Source organism: Pseudoduganella violaceinigra DSM 15887, from assembly GCF_000425385.1.
Lineage (GTDB): Bacteria > Pseudomonadota > Gammaproteobacteria > Burkholderiales > Burkholderiaceae_D > Rugamonas > Rugamonas violaceinigra.
The window spans coordinates 1-15,103 of record NZ_AUDI01000021.1; the positions used below are offsets into that span (position 1 = coordinate 1).

Below are 15,103 nucleotides of genomic sequence, written 5' to 3' on the forward strand. Positions count from 1 at the left end.
CGGTGATTGTCAACAAAGTTGTCGCGTCGAGTTATGCGGCTTGCCGAAAATTCTCAATGCCTGATCGCTCAGGGTTCAGCCATACTTCTTTTACTGCTTCCCAGTTCCGCGTCGCACCTGACCAGCGCTCTGGTCTTCGCGCCTTAGCCTCCGCGTAGACACGTTCGCGTTGGCGCAGAACTGCGTCTTCGGCGCCACTGTGGCGCTGTGCCGGTGTGACGAATCTAAGCCCGCTGTGCTTACCGTCGTCCGCACGTTGTAGCGGGAAGTCCTCGTTACCGGACTTCCACGCCTAAGCCATTGATGCCCAAAAGGTATGGGCTCTCACGTAAAACGATGACCATGGACTTCTTTGGTGGACGCTTTCCGTTGCCAGTTAAACCGCTTTCAGGAAATTCGCGAAGTCGTAGCTAATCACAGAACCATTCTCGGTTTCTTTCCAAGCGCGTTCTTCGTGAGATAACTCAGAGATTTTTGTTGCAGAGAGCTTCTTAAACGTATTCTTAGTTGAAAGCAGCACAGCAAGCTCTTGTTCTGTGAAGACGTTCTTATCCCAGGCAGTAACGGAGGTCGCTCGGTATCCGACGAACTTATCGAAAACCTCCTCTTCGAACGTGATGAGCTCTCGTTTTTCTAGCAACGAGTACAGGAGTCTGTAATTTGAGGGTACTGGACCATAGTGGTGCCTTACATACGACAACCCCGTCATTGTCTTGCCGAAGTCCCTGAAGAATTTAAAGTCTGCGTAGAACAGCAGTTTGTTCAACTTGGTCTCAAATTCACCCATGCCGTCGCAAAACGCCATCACGATGTTAGCGATCTTCTCGATCTGAATCGTCTCATGAGGAGCTGGAACCACATCTTGCAGGAACGCTTTTTCAACGGTCTCAATCCCAGCTTTATGCCTTAAGCGTTCGATGAGATGATTGCGAGTTGAGTCTGCAAGCCCCTCTGCTTTGTTGACCATTTCCAACAAGGCATCAGCACTATTCATGGCGAGTGAGAGCGCCTGGTCATGACTTGGTTCGGCGAGCTTCCCGTTCTCATACCGGCTTACAGTCGCTGTGCCCCACTTCATCACAAGTGCCAACTCCGCTTGTGTCAGGCCAAGCGACTCACGCCACGCTTTAAGCGCTTCAGGAGCGACCATTCGATGCTTGGCACGATAAAGGTCTTTTGCTTTCTCAAATCCTTCGTCGCCGGAAAGAGGTAAGAACTCTTCCTTGCACCTTCCGCAAATCGAAATTGCAACAGTAATAGCGAATTCCTCGCCCTTAACGGTGCGAGTGTCATTTCGCTCTTCGACGGTGAATGAATTTTCAGCGCCGCAGACAGGGCAAATTTCTTCATGCATGCTTGACAACCTCCCATTGCTTGTACGGCTTTGCTAACGGAAACACCATCGACTCTTCTGTTGGATGGAATGACATGTTGGCGAACCAATTTTCCTGCTTCGACTTGGTGAGCGACAACTTAATATAGATACGGTACTTATCCGTCAAATTGACGGTGATTTCGGAGCCGAAAATCCATACCGAACTGTTGCCACCCCAGTCATTCGTTAGCGGTCCGCGATGATAGTCATCTGGCGTCAACCTCATCAGCGTTTCCAGTACTTCAGCCTTTCCCCAGTCGATTGATGATAAGAATTTAATTGTTTTTGATTGGTTGGACATTCTGAACTTGTTCACGTCCATGCCTCGCAAGGTCTTCAGAAAGACTTGCACGGCTGCTTGGCTTGCTGCCATTCCCACCCCTCATAGTCTATATCTTTTGATTCGCAAGCGTCGCGAACATATCAATTGATCTGATTGTAGCACCGGATCGCGACCACTTCTTACAACAGAAGGTGATCAATTCAACAAAAGGATGAAAGTTTCGCCACAAATCGGCCCAATCAAACGCCCAATTTCTCGTAAGCAAGTGATAATGCTGCCTCAATTAAACGTGCCACATGGCAATATCCAAGGGTAAGCAATGAAAATGACGATGGCGCTTCCAGCAGCGCGAATTCTGGTGGCAGCCTTGGCTGCAGTGTTGGCGGGATGTGGCGGAAGCAGTTCTGATTCATCCAAACCTTCTGGCCAAGCGCAGGCTACCCAGGGCACCACGCCGACCACACCCACGACGCCGGGTACGCCAACCACGCCGTCTACAGGCGGAGCGGCAGCGATCAACACTAGCAATAAGGCGGAAGTGCTTGCCTTTTACAAGACCACCATGCTGCCGGCCTTTTCAGTTCCAATGCAGTGGAGCGGCTCGACCCAGGGTTGTGTCGCAGGAACCACTTCGGCTGAATACAAGGCGGCTGTCGTTAATACCGTGAACAGCTTCCGGGTACTGGCCGGCTTGCCTGGTAATGTCACCCTGAATCTCACGCATTCGGCCATGGCGCAGCAAGCAGCCTTGATGATGGAAGCGAATTCCCAGTTAAGCCACTCGCCGCCATCTTCGTGGAATTGCTACACGGCCGATGGCGCGACGGCAGCCGGCAGCTCCAACCTGGCGCTCGGCAACGCAGGACCAAATGCAGTGCACGCGTATATTGCCGACAGCGGTACCGCCAGCCTGGGCCATCGCCGCTGGGTACTTTATTCGCGCCTGGGCGAAGTGGGCACCGGCGACACAACGCGTGCTAATACTTTGTGGGTATTTGGCGGCACTGTCGCCGCACCGGCTGCTGTGGCGGACACGGGCGTCGCCTGGCCTGCACGCGGGTATGTACCGTGGACTCCCAATGTGGCTGACCCAAACCACCCGTGGAGTTTTTCTTTGCCGGGCGCTGACTTCAGCGGCGCGAGCGTGGCGATGAGCAATGACCAGGGTCAAGTGCTCTCGGTCAGCAACGTTGGTCCATTGCCGGATGGTTATGGCGACAACACCATGAGCTGGAAACTGTCCGCCGCCGAAAGCGAATGGAAGCGCTCTCCGGCCGACACCAAGTTCAATGTGCAAATCAGGAATGTGAAAGTCGGTGGGCAGGTCAAGTCCTTCGACTATAGCGTTACTTTCTTTGTCCCTTAATTTGAAGGCACGCTGTTACGGTGCAAGAGGGCGGTGGCTGGGCTACATCCGTGAACCGAAGGGTAAACATCGGACGTAGCGCCATACAGTCAAAGATCGGGTAGGGATGTCGAGCTTGGCAACCGAGGTAGCCAAGGCAGCATGTCATCGATGATCAGCTATGGCGCCGTTTCTCTTGCTTCTCTTGCGCCGCTTTGTTCGCTTATCTGTTTCCTGAGATGAGCGAACGGCTTTTTTACCTCGCCCCAGGCTCGTGGCATTGACAGCCAATGGTAGCCGCCGTCCTGTCCGTTACGCGGGAGCTACTGGTCTCTTTTGCTGGGCAAAGGCAAAGGGTAGACGTTGCCTGATGGCGAAGCACCCGTCTGCATTACGTCTTGCAACAGCATGTCGAGGGCTGTCGAGTTTGCCGGCAGCATTAGAAAGGTCTGCAATTCCCCGCAGTGGCCGCAGGTATTACATGAACACATGGACGAATCACCGTAGGAAAGGTCGGAGATGTCGGTCGTGTGGAGTTCTGGAAGGCAGTCGAGGCCAGCTACGGTCACTTTGACTTCGGCCTGAATGATAAACAGGCCACTGCACCGGCAGTGCGGACACATAAGCTTCATAATTGTCCTCCTCTTGAAGGAAGCACCTATGCATGCAATATACCGCACTTCTCGAAAGGGGCGGAGCGGCACTTGTCGCAGTAACCCTTTTTGCCTTCACCGTCGCGGAGGGAAGACTTTTTGCACGGCATTCAACTGCGCGCTCTAAGGCGGATCACCCTGCGGCGTTTCCCGCTTGGTAAAGTCAACGCCAAAGCGCAGTCGGAATACAGTCTGAGTGCCTTGTGGGAAGCGCGCAGTTTCGCGAATGGCTTTCTCAACGGCCGCGTCGTAGCCTTTGTTGCCGGAGGCCTGGACTTTATTCATTCCCAGCACGGTGCCATCAGCGTCAATGAAAACTTTGTAGACCACGTTGTACACGCCGGAAGCAGTGTGCGCCGGCCACTTATAGTCGATGCGTGAGCGGATTTCTTCGATCCGTTCCTGGCTTGGCGGCATGTCCGCATCCTCTTGCGTAGACCTCATCTCATGCTTATCCGCCGGCGGGTAGAAGCCTTTGGGGCGGCGGGCATCGATGATCAGATTGAGGAAGCCGATCATCAGCACGATCGCCATAAGGGCGATCGTGCTGATGATCGGGCGGCGCCAGATAGATTCGCTGGCCGGATCCAGCCATGCAGTTTCTTCTGGCTCCGGTGCCTGGTGGCGCTTTTGTGCATCCGGGCGCGCTGCTTCAAGCCAGTTGTCAAGGGTCTCACGCTCGAGGATCAATGAGAACCAGGTGTGGAAGCGGCTTGCCAACTGCTGGAACAGCTCCAGGTCATCGCGGCTTACGCCGGCTCCCGGTTGCGGAGTGGCGCGCACAATTCGCAGCAACTGCTTATACGTGCCGATTCCATAGCCGGGCATCGATTGGAACAGCTGTCGTTCATCAACGGCACGGCTGATCATTGCGCCGGCTTGGCCGAATTGCTGGATGCGGCGACGATCCCGTTCCCATTCGAAGACCTCGTTCGCCACCGCAAACAAGGCTTCGTGGCCCGGCTTCGCTCCGGCTGCAAACAAGCCGACAATGCGTCCTTCAAACAATATGCGGGCTGTCAAGTTGAGCAGGAGCTCGCTGTTCAGGGATGACAGCAGGGCGGCCTTGAACACGGCAAGGCGGCGGGCCGCCGAATACTCATTTTTCCGGGCGATGTCTGCGATGAATTTTTCAAAGGCCTGGTCGGCCAGTTGCGCAGGATCTTCAGGGGACGGCGATTCGGCGCCCGGTTGGTGCAGTGGAATCGGCTCCAGGTCCGTCGGCATCGCCTGCTCGCGTAAGTCCAGCGGAGGGATTTCTGCCACTGGCTCAGGCGCGGGATTGGCCGGGACCTCATCCTGCGCCGGCTCGGGCGCCTGATCAGTCGCCGCGACGTCTTGCCCGCCATCCTGTGGGCTCTGGCGGTACGCATGCCACTCCAACGCTGCTTCGTACGCTGCCCGCAGTTCCTGGAATCCGCCTGGATCGGCTGCCTGGTCAATCTGTTTCAACTCGCGCGCGTAGGCGCGGCGGATGTCTTTGGCATCCGCATCAGGCCGCAGCCCAAGCCGGGTCAGGAAAGGAAAACTGTCACGCATCGCTATGAGAATTGAAAAAGTGTATCGGTAATCGAATAGATGGCGAAAATCACCAAAATGATGATGCGGAAAATTTCGTTTGCGGATGCCGGGGCACTTGCCTCGTAAGATGGCACGGTACGTACTGCAGGCATCTTGCTCAGGACAATGGCAGGTGTGCCAAGCGGTGCGGCGAGTTCGCGCCAGCGCTCCAACATCCTGGCGTCGACGATCATTGACGCCAGGTTTGCGTAGTGCGTCGCGAGATGCTCGAGATATCGATGATCGCGCCGCAAGCGGGACAGGTCAGGTTCATATGTCTGGCGTAAGTCGCGGATCACCCTTACCAGCGGTCCGCGCACCGTCTCATTCTGGCGGTGCAGCATGAATCGCTCAAACCATGCTTCCGCCACCTGGTCGTTTGGCCAGGTGCCTTCTTCGGCCCAGCGGAAATATTGGGTGGCGCCAATCAGTAGCGCTTCATGGCCCGGTTTCCAGCCCTGAAGCAGCAACGTCCCGATGGCAGCCTGGAAGCGCCAGTCGTCATCGATGCCGGCCGGCCGTCGTTCGGCAAGCTGCTCGACCAGTTCAACGACCCAGATCGATTCGTCGGCAATTCGCCGGCCGCCTGAGATGACAGCGACTGCCGCCACGATCCAGTCAAGCGCCTCTTGCGCCTCGTCTTCAGCGGCAGGGGATGGCGCTGGCTTGGCCCTTTGTCCGCTCATGGCCAGTTCGTAGGCGGCGCGCAGCGACTGGAAGCTGTCGATATCGGTTTCCTGGTCGATCAGTTTCAGTTCGCGCGCATAGGCGGCCCGGATTGATTTTTCGTCGGCGGCCCCGGCGATGCCGAGACGTGTCAACGCGTTGGAAAGCTGGTCCACGTACGGCTTATGAATCGAGGTTCAGGAAACTTTGGTGCTCGAAATATTCGAGTGCTTCAGTAAAGTTGTTGGCTGCCTGGCGCAGGATGCGCGGCTCTTGCGCCTCCAGCGCTTGTTCGAACTGCATGATCATCCGCCCCATCTGCTCACGGGCTTCGCCACGCAGTTGCTGATAAAGGCGTTCACCGCGCGCCAACTTGGTACGGTTCTCGATGCGGTCACGGGGATGGATCTTCAATTCGGACAGCGCGGCGAAACGTTCCCTGATTTCGTCTTGGGTCAACAGACCTGGATTGCCTTCGATGACCAGCGTATGTTTCTGCTTGGTCAGCAGCACCTCGGCTTCCACCTGCAGCAAACCATTCGCGTCGTAGGTGAACCGGACATTCACGCCGTTGTTCTGTCCCGCGACCTGGGACATTGGTACCTCAATCGTCCCCAGTGCGATATTGTCGCGCGCCATGCGCGCCTCGCCCTGGAAAATATCAATACTGAGTGCGGTCTGGCGTTCCGAGGTCGGGTAGTAGGTTTTGACCTTGCTGACCGGTACGACGGTATTCCGTTCGATCACCGGATCGAAGTGGCCGTGCGAGTATTGCTGGCCACCCAGGTGCATCGATACGGCGATTCCCAGCGAATATGGCGCGACGTCGGTCATCACGACTTCATCGAGCGCAGAATCATTCATTTTGAGGCCAGCCTGGACTGCGGCGCCCAATGCCACTACTTCGTCCGGATTGATATCGCATGAAGGGAAACGGCCGAACATGCGGGCCACCATACGCCGGACGATTGGCATGCGCGTGGCGCCGCCGGCCAGGACGATATTGTCCAGGCTGGCGGTATTCAGGTTCGCGTCGCGCAGGGCGCGCTCGACCGGGGAGCGAAGGCGGGCCAGCAAGGGTGCCGTAATGCGTTCAAGGGCGGCTTCATCCAGGGGCATTGAATAAGTGGTGCCGGCATGGTTGGTCTGCAGTACCACTTCCGGCGCTTCGCTGAGCTTGCGCTTGGCCTGTTCGGCCTGTGCGATCAGGCTTTGCATGAAGCGGCCATCCTGCCGCAGGGAGGCCGGAATGGCGGCCTGTTTGAAGAACTCTTCAATCAGCAGGTTGACGAAGTCTTCGCCGCCGAGGAAGTTATCGCCTGCGGACGCCCGCACTTCCATCACGCCCTCGAACAGGTCCAGGACGGAAACGTCGAAGGTGCCGCCGCCAAGGTCGAAGACCAGAAATTGCGTTTCCTTGCCGCGCTGGTGGATGCCATAGGCGAGGGCGGCGGCCGTCGGTTCATTCAGGAGGCGCTCGACCTTCAAGCCTGCCAGTTGGCCGGCGGCGCGGGTGGCCTTGCGCTGCGCATCGGAGAAGTAGGCTGGAACGGTGATGATCGCCTCGGTGATCGGTTCGCCCAAGGCCGCTTCCGCATCTTCCTTCAGGGCGCGCAGGATCAGCGCCGACAATTCTTCAGCGCGGAAATTGCGCCCGCCAAGGGTGAACTGCTTGTTGCTGCCCATATGGCGCTTGAATACCGCCGCGCTGTGCGTCGGGTGCGTCTGCAGCCGTTCGCGTGCCGCCTTGCCGACCAGGATCGTGCCGTCGTCGTCCACGCTGACACAGGATGGGGTCAGGAAGTCCCCGAGGCTGTTGGGGATGAGCTTGGCCTCGCCGTTGTGCCAAATTGCAATAAGGCTATTGGTGGTGCCGAGGTCGATGCCGACGATCATGTTGCTGCTCCGATGTAATTTTGGCAAAGGATCAGTTTATCATTTATTGCCTATGGAGAAAAGTTATTGGCAGCTTGGAAAACGTACTGATGACCGATAGCTTGAACCTGAAAGTCGCCCGGCGTCCGATTGGCAGTTTCGGTGGCGGGCCGTGCTGAAGGCGCCTAAGATGTTGTCTCACCAAGAGAAAGGAGGAAACCATGGCTAACTTAAGGCGTTACGACCCATTTGCGGACCTTGCCCGTTTCGATCCCTTCCGTAATTTCGACGACCTGTTCCGCGACTTCCGAATGGGCAACATTACGCGCGAGGGAGAAGGTCAGCAGCCGATCCGGATCGACGTGCATGAAAACGAGGCGGCCTACACTGTCCGTGCCGATCTACCTGGTGTCAGCAAGGACGACATCAAGGTGGATATTTCAGGCAACCGCATCACGATTGCGGCCGAGATCAAGCGGGTCGACGAGGAAAAGCAGGGCGGCAACCTGGTGCGGAGCGAACGGTATTTTGGCGAGCAGTATCGCAGCTTCACGCTGGAACACGATATTGACGACAGCAAGGCAACGGCGAAATGCGATGGCGGAGTGCTGGTGCTGACGCTGCCGAAAAAAGCACCGCAAGGCAGCCGCAAGCTGCAGATTCACTAAGCCCTGACCGGTAGGGTCAGGATGAAACTGGTGCCCTCTCCGAGGGCACTTTTTACATCGATACGTCCACCCAGCAGGCCGTAAACGATGTTGTAGACGATGTTCAATCCCAGCCCGGAGCCGCCGCGCCCCAGCTTGGTGGTGAAAAACGGGTCGTAGATCTTGCCCATGTTTTCCGGCGCAATGCCGATGCCGTTGTCGTGCACCGCAATGGCGACCGCCTGATTTTCCAGGATTTGGGCGCTGATCCGGATTTCGCCGTCCTCCCGGCCTTCGAAGGCGTGGATCAGTCCATTGTTCACCAGGTTGATCAGGACCTGGCCGAGCGGGCCGGGGTAACTTTCCATCAGAATACCGGGCGGAATGTCATGCGACACGCGGATTCCCGACTTTTTAAACGTTGGCATCAACACCAGCAGGATTTCGCAGACCAGTTCATCCAACTGGAACTGGCGGCATTGGGAGGTGGCCCGGTCCACCGCCACCTGCTTGAAGCTGGCGACCAGGTCGACCGCGCGGTGCAGGTTGCGCAGCACGATCTGGCTGCCGTTGTGAACGTCCCCGACAAAGGCCTGCAGGGCCGAGCGCTTGACGCCGCTGTCGATCGCTGCGGCGAAAGCCGTGCTTTGCTCCAGCATGGTGCTGATGGCAAGCAGGCTGTTGCCGATCGGCGTATTCAGTTCGTGCGCCACGCCGGCCACGAGCGAGCCCAGCGCCGCCAGTTTTTCGCTGCGCACCAATTCATCCTGGGCCCGCTGCAAAGTGCCGAGAGAGTCGGCCAATTCTCGATTGGTGTCAGCGATCTGGCGCGTCCGGACGTTGACCAGGTTTTCGAGCTCCATTTCGCCGTGTTTGCGGTCTGTGATGTCGGTGGAGACGCCGCCAATGGCCCAGATATGCCCGAATTCGTCCATCAGCGGGAACTTCTCGGAGATATACGTACGTGTAGCGCCGATCGCATCGAGCGCGGTTTCCTCATGGCTGCTGGCGCGGCCGCTGGCCAGGACGGCGCGGTCGGCCTGGCGGATCAGTTGAACCATCTCGGGGCTGAACAAGACATCGTCGGTGCTGCCCAGCGGCTCCGGTGTGCCGGGCGGCAGCAGCATGCGGAAGCTGTGGTTGACCATCAGGTAGCGGCCGTCCAGGTCTTTTACATAGATGACGGCGGATGACTTTTCGACGATGTTATTGAGCAGCGCCTGGCTGCGCCGCAGGGCGGCTTCGCGCGCGGCGATGGTGGCGAGCATGGCGTTGAAGGCGCCCGCCAGGCGGCCGACTTCATCCTGGCTGGTGACTGGCGAGCGCAAGTCGTAGCGCTGTTCACGCGTCACGCGGTCGGCCACTCCGGACAATGCCAATAGCGGTTGCGTTACCAGGCGGCGCGAGCCAAGCGCATACAGGAGCCCACCGAAGAACAGGGCCAGGAACACAACTCCCAGCACAAGTCCATAGTGGCGCAGGCGCTCCAGTACGGACGGGAGCTGGTAGTCGATGGCGAGATGCCCGACCACCTCGCGTTCATAGCGGATTGGGGAGAGCATGGATAGGGCCTCGCCGTCGAAACGGTGGCCGATCCGCTGCAGCTCTTGGGGCCACAAGCATGGAGTCCCCGGCGTTCGGTTGAAGTGGGCGAACAGGCGCTTATCAGCGGTGTAGAGGCAGGCCTGGGAAATCTCCGGGCTGTTGCGCAGGGCGTCGAGCTTACGGGTTGCGCCAAGACTGTCGCCGGAATTCAGGTCGGCGTCCAGGGTCAGTGCCAGCAATTCGCTGCGCACTGCCAGCTCCCTTACCATGCGCGGCCGCGCTACCAGGAAGTCATAGCTGGCCAGGGCGACCAGTGCCGCCAGCAGCGCCGCGAATGTCGTCAGGACGGACACCAGCAAGAGCTTGCGCTGCAGTCCAAGATCGCGGAAGAAGCCCTGGAAGCTTTTCATGCCGGGAAAGTCCCCATTTGCATAACAGTAACTATCTTAGCCCAATTGCTAAGGACGCCACAAGCACGCGACATTCCCATGCAATAGTTGCTATGTTTTGTCTATGACTGAAGAACAAGCGAGCAAGAAGGCGCCTGCATCGGCTCCACCTCCTCAGGCAGGTGCGGAATCGCGCGCCCGTGGGCCGCTGGCCCGATGGGGCGCGCCGGCTTTCTGGATGTCCTGTGGCGCGCTGCTTGCCGGCTTGGTTGCCGGCGCGGTCATCCTGGTGCAGCGCGTTGGCGTGGAGCGCGACATGATGGCGGTTGCCGCAACCATGCCTATGAGCCCGCCGCCAGTTGCCCCGATTCCCGCCGTCGCGGCAGCGGTTCCTGTCCCGCAGGTGCAGCCCGTCCCGCGGGCGCCAGCGGCGCAGGCAGTGAAGGCGCTGGCACAGCAGTCCGCAGCGCGTAAGCACAAGGCAAAGCCGAGGCCCCGCGTTTATCGAGTGCGCATGGCTATCGAGAAGAAATACCCTGAAGTCTTCAGGCGCTGCCGGCCGCTGGGCGAGTCCGGCGCAGTTGAATGCCGCCATCACATCTGCAATGGTGCGGAAAGGGATGGGCCGGCCTGCAAGCCGTACAGGTCTAAGCCGCGTTAGGCGACGGGTAAGTTCGTAAAAACGCGCTGGTGTTCCTGCAGCTGCTGACAGGCCAGACAGGTGGCCGCACTGGGGTTTGCCTGCATGCGTCCTGCGGAGATGGCGGCGCCGCAGCGCAGACATCGGCCAAACGCACCCGATTGCAGGCGTTCCATGGCTGCGTCGATTGCCGCGACTTCAGCCGCGTCGCGCCCGGCGAGCAGCGCTCGACGCTGGTGCAGGACGGCGGTCCAACGGTCGATTTCTTCAGATAGCATGGCCGGTCTCCATTTTTTTGAGCCACTTTAACGGGCATCTTGAGCTGCGTCACCGTGGCCGTTTGACCTGTATCAAGTTTGATTTACTTTTTCTACAGGAGGTCCGGTTGGCTCCTTGCTACGGGGGGCGCTACAATCATGGGATGACAGGATTTGACCATCGATAGGATCAGGCTTTGACACATTCAATGATTGCGGAACGCAGCCTGCAATGGCTGCTGGCATCGGCCACAGACGCGATGCTGATCATCGACAAGGATGGCCAACTGCTTCTGGTCAATCCCGCCCTCGAAGCACTGTTCGGATACGATTCCGGCGAGCTGCGGGGAAAATCGCTGGAGTCCCTGATTCCCGAGCGCTACCGCCACGGCCATGTGGGCCTGCGCGGCGGCTATTTCGAGCGGCCGCACCCGCGTGCAATGGGCGCCGGATTCGAATTGTTCGCCACCCGCAGGGACGGCACTGAATTCCCGGTCGAAGTGAGTCTCTCCCCACTGCATGACAACGATATGCAGCCGATGGTGATGGCCACCATCCACGATATCAGCGCCCGCAAACGGGCCGAACACGCATTGCAGGAAAGCGAAGCGCGCATGCGGGCCATCTTCGAGACCGCGGTGGACGCCATCATCACGATCGACGAGCATGGGATTATCGAACGCGTGAATCCGGCCGCCGAGCGTATGTTCGGCTATCCGGAAGCGGAGGTCTTGGGCCGCAACGTTAAGATCCTGATGCCGGCGCCGCACCGCGAAGCGCACGACGGTTACCTGCACCACTACATGACCACCGGCGAGAAGCGCATCATCGGCAAGGGCCGCGAAGTGCAGGGACTGCGCCGCGACGGCAGCGTGTTCCCGATGGACCTGGCCGTCACGGAAATGCAGCTGGGCGGCCGCCGCATGTTCACCGGCCTGGTGCGCGACATCACGGAGCGCAAGCATGCCGAGGAAAAGGCGCAGCAACTGCTGCAGGAGCTGACCAGCGCCAATGAGGAACTGACCAATTTCGCCTACGTCGTATCGCACGACCTGAAAGCCCCCTTGCGCGGCATCGGTTCGCTGGCCGACTGGCTGGCCCATGACTACGCCGACAAGTTCAACGACGAAGGCAAGGAGCATATGCGCCTGCTGATCAACCGCGTCCATCGTATGGGCGGGCTGATCGACGGCATCCTGCAATATTCGCGCGTTGGGCGCATCAAGGAAGCCGTGGTGCCGGTCAAGCTGGACCAGCTGGTGGCCGAAGTGGTGGATCTGCTGGCGGTGCCGGCCTATATCACGGTCGCGATTCTGCCTGGGATGCCGACCGTGACCGGCGAACCGACCCGCATCCAGCAGCTGTTCCACAACCTGGTGTCGAATGCGGTCAAGTATATGGACAAGCCGCAGGGCGAGATCGAAGTGGGCTGGGCCGACGACGGCGAGCAGTGGCGCTTCCACGTGCGCGACAACGGCCCTGGCATCGCCGAGCGCCATTTTGAGCGCATTTTCCAGCTGTTCCAGACCCTGGCCCCGCGCGACCGCGTTGAGAGCACCGGGGTCGGTCTGGCGCTGGTGAAAAAGATTGTAGAAATGTACCAGGGCAGGGTGTGGCTGGAGTCCGAGCTAGGCAAGGGCACCATCTTCTATTTCACCTTGCCGAAGAAAAGGAAGAACAACGGATGAATAATACGAGCAAGCCGATCTTGCTGGTCGAGGACGACCAGGTCGATGTCATGACCATTTTGCGCGCCCTGAAGGAAGTCCATGTAGGTAACCGCGTAGTGGCGATGGAGAACGGCGAGGCCGCGCTGGAATACCTGCGCGAGCCAGGCAGCGAGCCGCCCTGCATCATCCTGCTGGACCTGAACATGCCGATCATGAACGGCATCGAGTTCCTGCAGAATATCAAACAGGACCCGCTGCTGCGCCGCATCCCGGTCATTGTGCTCACCACGTCGGAAGAGCAGCAGGACAAGATGCGCAGCTTCGACCTGGGTGTGGCTGGTTATATGACCAAGCCGGTGGACTACCGCCAGTTCGTGGAAGTGGTGCGCTCGATTAACCTGTACTGGACCATCAGCGAGCTGCCATGAGCACTGTGCGCGTCCTGATCGTTGAAGACGATATCGTTGACCGCATGGCCTGCCGCCGGGCTTTTGCCCAAGCGCCAGGCTTCAGCTGCGAGCTTCTGGAAGCGGAAAGCGGCCAGGAGGGTCTTGATATCGCCTTGCGCGAAAAACCGGACTGCATCCTGCTGGACTACCACCTGCCGGACCTGACCGGCCTGGAATTCCTGGCGCGGCTGGCGGCCGATCAAAGTGAACCGCAGCCCAACATTCCGGTGATGATGCTGACAGGCGCCGACAGCGCCACCGTTGCGGCGGAAGCCATGCGCCGCGGCGCACGCGATTACCTGGTCAAGGACAGCGACGGGCGCTACCTCGATTTCCTGGCTGGGGCGATCGACCGCCTGCTGCGCGAGCAGCGCCTGATCGAGGAAAAGCACCAGACCGAGCGCATCCTGCGCCAGTCGCAAAAGGAACTGCGCGAGCTGGCCGCCTACCAGGAAAAACTGAAGGAGCACGAACGCACGCGTATCGCGCAGGAGATCCACGACGAACTGGGCGGCCTGCTGACCGGCATCAAGGCCTATATCCAGGTTGCCATCGAGCGCGGCGGCGAGCAATCCGACCCGCTATTGAACGATGCGGCCACGCTGGCACAGGACGCCATCGAAACCGTGCGCCGTGTGATCACCGACCTGCGCCCCAGCGTACTTGACCAGCTGGGCATCTGGCCGGCCCTGGAATGGTATGCCGAACAGGTGGCGCAGCGCAGTGGCCTGCTGTGCAACTGCCATATCACGCCCGACGCCCAGGCGCTGGAACTGGATCCCGAGCGCAGCACCATGCTGTTTCGTGTAGCGCAGGAAGCGCTGACCAATGTGGTGCGCCATGCGGAAGCGAGCGAGGCGCGCGTTGTCGTTGATACCGACGGCGAAAACGTGGTCCTGCGCGTGGAGGATAACGGCAAAGGTATCGAGAGCACCGGCCTGTCCGACCGCGAGTCGTGGGGCTTGTTCGGCATGCGTGAACGGACCCGCCGCTTTGCCGGCGATTTGCATATCAGCGGCAAGGCCGGGCAGGGCACAACCCTGCTGCTGCGCCTGCCTTTGGAGAACGAGAATGGGTGACAAGATCACCGTACTGCTTGTCGACGACCATGCAATCGCACGCAATGGCGTGCGCCTGATGCTGGGCACGGCTGCGGACATCAGCGTGGAAGGCGAAGCCGGCAATGCCGTCGAGGCCATGGCGCGCGTGGCCGAGCGCAGTTTCGACGTGGCGCTGGTCGATATCAAAATGCCGGGCAAGAACGGCTTGGATTTGCTGAAGTCCTTGCGCAGCGACTATCCGCGCATGGCGGTGCTGGTGCTGAGCACCTATTCCGAGGAAATCTATGCCGTCCGGGCGCTCAAATCCGGTGCTGCCGGCTACCTGACCAAGGATGCGCCGACCTCCACCCTGATCGAGGCAGTGCGCAAGGCGGCGTCGGGTGGAAAACATGTCAGTCCGGCATTGCTTGAAAAGCTGGCAACCCTGGTTGGCGGCGGTCCAAGCGGCGACCATGAGGAACTTTCCAACCGCGAGCTGGAAGTTTTCAAGCTGATCGCCCAGGGTGAGTCGCTGGTGCGCATCGGGGAAAAACTGCATCTCAGTCCCAATACCGTGACAACCTATCGCAGCCGTATCCTCGAGAAAATGGGCATGTCGAGCAATGCCGAGCTGACCCGCTACGCTTTGGAGCATGGCTTGATTTGAATCTCTGTAGGGGAACCACTACAGCAACTACACTGGATGCTT

General features: G+C 59.1%; 14 protein-coding genes and 1 pseudogene. 7 read left to right on the forward strand and 8 right to left on the reverse strand.

Going from position 1 to position 15,103, the window contains the following annotated elements; translation table 11 throughout:
• Positions 1-31: 31 nt before the first annotated feature.
• The 3 genes and pseudogenes from H597_RS36115 to H597_RS0114160 form a co-directional block, all read right to left on the reverse strand.
• Positions 32-241 (reverse strand): annotated as a pseudogene (locus H597_RS36115) (hypothetical protein); the annotation flags it as partial.
• 135 nt (positions 242-376) lie between these two features.
• Positions 377-1,354: a type II TA system antitoxin MqsA family protein gene (locus H597_RS0114155; RefSeq protein WP_035374241.1), complete on the reverse strand. Its 978-nt coding sequence runs from the start codon at positions 1,352-1,354 to the stop codon at positions 377-379.
• Entirely contained in the window at positions 1,347-1,748 is a 402-nt protein-coding gene (locus tag H597_RS0114160) for a hypothetical protein (RefSeq protein WP_028102731.1), read from the reverse strand. The genes H597_RS0114155 and H597_RS0114160 overlap by 8 nt, the downstream gene beginning before the upstream one ends.
• Positions 1,749-1,977: 229 nt before the next feature.
• Between H597_RS0114160 and H597_RS0114165 the strand changes: the two genes are divergently transcribed.
• Complete coding sequence (locus H597_RS0114165) at positions 1,978-3,024, forward strand: CAP domain-containing protein (RefSeq protein WP_154668107.1); 1,047 nt, start codon at positions 1,978-1,980, stop codon at positions 3,022-3,024.
• 755 nt (positions 3,025-3,779) lie between these two features.
• Here the strand turns inward: H597_RS0114165 and H597_RS0114175 are convergent.
• Genes H597_RS0114175 through H597_RS0114185 form a run of 3 tightly spaced genes read right to left on the reverse strand, consistent with a single transcriptional unit; the run spans position 3,780 to position 7,778 of the window.
• A complete protein-coding gene (locus H597_RS0114175; RefSeq protein ID WP_028102734.1) occupies positions 3,780-5,195 on the reverse strand; it encodes a TonB C-terminal domain-containing protein in 1,416 nt (471 codons plus the stop codon).
• A gap of 2 nt (positions 5,196-5,197) precedes the next feature.
• Entirely contained in the window at positions 5,198-6,058 is an 861-nt protein-coding gene (locus tag H597_RS0114180; protein WP_028102735.1) for a hypothetical protein, read from the reverse strand.
• A 7-nt stretch (positions 6,059-6,065) separates the two neighbouring features.
• Positions 6,066-7,778 (reverse strand): molecular chaperone HscC, encoded by a 1,713-nt coding sequence (locus H597_RS0114185; RefSeq protein WP_028102736.1) that lies wholly within the window; start codon positions 7,776-7,778, stop codon positions 6,066-6,068.
• A gap of 200 nt (positions 7,779-7,978) precedes the next feature.
• Here H597_RS0114185 and H597_RS0114190 point away from each other — a divergent pair, with 200 nt between their 5' ends.
• The gene (locus tag H597_RS0114190) at positions 7,979-8,425 is read left to right on the forward strand and encodes an Hsp20/alpha crystallin family protein (protein WP_028102737.1); all 447 of its coding nucleotides are present in this window, start codon (positions 7,979-7,981) and stop codon (positions 8,423-8,425) included.
• On the opposite strand, the gene H597_RS0114195 is transcribed toward H597_RS0114190, so the two are convergent.
• On the reverse strand, positions 8,422-10,359 hold the full coding sequence (locus H597_RS0114195; protein ID WP_028102738.1) for an ATP-binding protein: 1,938 nt from the start codon (positions 10,357-10,359) through the stop codon (positions 8,422-8,424). The two genes, H597_RS0114190 and H597_RS0114195, sit on opposite strands and share 4 nt — an antisense overlap.
• Before the next feature lie 103 nt (positions 10,360-10,462).
• Here H597_RS0114195 and H597_RS0114200 point away from each other — a divergent pair, with 103 nt between their 5' ends.
• Entirely contained in the window at positions 10,463-10,999 is a 537-nt protein-coding gene (locus H597_RS0114200; RefSeq protein ID WP_028102739.1) for a hypothetical protein, read from the forward strand.
• Here H597_RS0114200 and H597_RS30890 read toward each other — a convergent pair.
• Entirely contained in the window at positions 10,996-11,256 is a 261-nt protein-coding gene (locus H597_RS30890) for a TraR/DksA family transcriptional regulator (RefSeq protein WP_051293789.1), read from the reverse strand. The genes H597_RS0114200 and H597_RS30890 overlap by 4 nt on opposite strands.
• Before the next feature lie 188 nt (positions 11,257-11,444).
• Between H597_RS30890 and H597_RS0114210 the strand changes: the two genes are divergently transcribed.
• Genes H597_RS0114210 through H597_RS0114225 form a run of 4 tightly spaced genes read left to right on the forward strand, consistent with a single transcriptional unit; the run spans position 11,445 to position 15,061 of the window.
• Positions 11,445-12,923: a sensor histidine kinase gene (locus H597_RS0114210; protein ID WP_028102740.1), complete on the forward strand. Its 1,479-nt coding sequence runs from the start codon at positions 11,445-11,447 to the stop codon at positions 12,921-12,923.
• On the forward strand, positions 12,920-13,333 hold the full coding sequence (locus H597_RS0114215) for a response regulator (RefSeq protein WP_028102741.1): 414 nt from the start codon (positions 12,920-12,922) through the stop codon (positions 13,331-13,333). Before H597_RS0114210 ends, H597_RS0114215 begins: the two co-directional genes overlap by 4 nt.
• A complete protein-coding gene (locus H597_RS0114220) occupies positions 13,330-14,433 on the forward strand; it encodes an ATP-binding response regulator (RefSeq protein ID WP_035374242.1) in 1,104 nt (367 codons plus the stop codon). Before H597_RS0114215 ends, H597_RS0114220 begins: the two co-directional genes overlap by 4 nt.
• On the forward strand, positions 14,426-15,061 hold the full coding sequence (locus tag H597_RS0114225; RefSeq protein WP_028102743.1) for a response regulator: 636 nt from the start codon (positions 14,426-14,428) through the stop codon (positions 15,059-15,061). The genes H597_RS0114220 and H597_RS0114225 overlap by 8 nt, the downstream gene beginning before the upstream one ends.
• Positions 15,062-15,103 lie beyond the last annotated feature (42 nt).

What these genes read in the sequence shown, in the direction of transcription:
- H597_RS0114155 (WP_035374241.1), bottom strand. Translation starts at nt 1,354, where the DNA reads ATGCATGAAGAAATTTGCCCTGTCTGCGGCGCTGAAAATTCATTCACC.
- H597_RS0114160 (WP_028102731.1), bottom strand. Translation starts at nt 1,748, where the DNA reads ATGGCAGCAAGCCAAGCAGCCGTGCAAGTCTTTCTGAAGACCTTGCGA.
- H597_RS0114165 (WP_154668107.1), top strand. Translation starts at nt 1,978, where the DNA reads ATGAAAATGACGATGGCGCTTCCAGCAGCGCGAATTCTGGTGGCAGCC.
- H597_RS0114175 (WP_028102734.1), bottom strand. Translation starts at nt 5,195, where the DNA reads ATGCGTGACAGTTTTCCTTTCCTGACCCGGCTTGGGCTGCGGCCTGAT.
- H597_RS0114185 (WP_028102736.1), bottom strand. Translation starts at nt 7,778, where the DNA reads ATGATCGTCGGCATCGACCTCGGCACCACCAATAGCCTTATTGCAATT.
- H597_RS0114190 (WP_028102737.1), top strand. Translation starts at nt 7,979, where the DNA reads ATGGCTAACTTAAGGCGTTACGACCCATTTGCGGACCTTGCCCGTTTC.
- H597_RS0114195 (WP_028102738.1), bottom strand. Translation starts at nt 10,359, where the DNA reads ATGAAAAGCTTCCAGGGCTTCTTCCGCGATCTTGGACTGCAGCGCAAG.
- H597_RS0114200 (WP_028102739.1), top strand. Translation starts at nt 10,463, where the DNA reads ATGACTGAAGAACAAGCGAGCAAGAAGGCGCCTGCATCGGCTCCACCT.
- H597_RS30890 (WP_051293789.1), bottom strand. Translation starts at nt 11,256, where the DNA reads ATGCTATCTGAAGAAATCGACCGTTGGACCGCCGTCCTGCACCAGCGT.
- H597_RS0114210 (WP_028102740.1), top strand. Translation starts at nt 11,445, where the DNA reads ATGATTGCGGAACGCAGCCTGCAATGGCTGCTGGCATCGGCCACAGAC.
- H597_RS0114215 (WP_028102741.1), top strand. Translation starts at nt 12,920, where the DNA reads ATGAATAATACGAGCAAGCCGATCTTGCTGGTCGAGGACGACCAGGTC.
- H597_RS0114220 (WP_035374242.1), top strand. Translation starts at nt 13,330, where the DNA reads ATGAGCACTGTGCGCGTCCTGATCGTTGAAGACGATATCGTTGACCGC.
- H597_RS0114225 (WP_028102743.1), top strand. Translation starts at nt 14,426, where the DNA reads ATGGGTGACAAGATCACCGTACTGCTTGTCGACGACCATGCAATCGCA.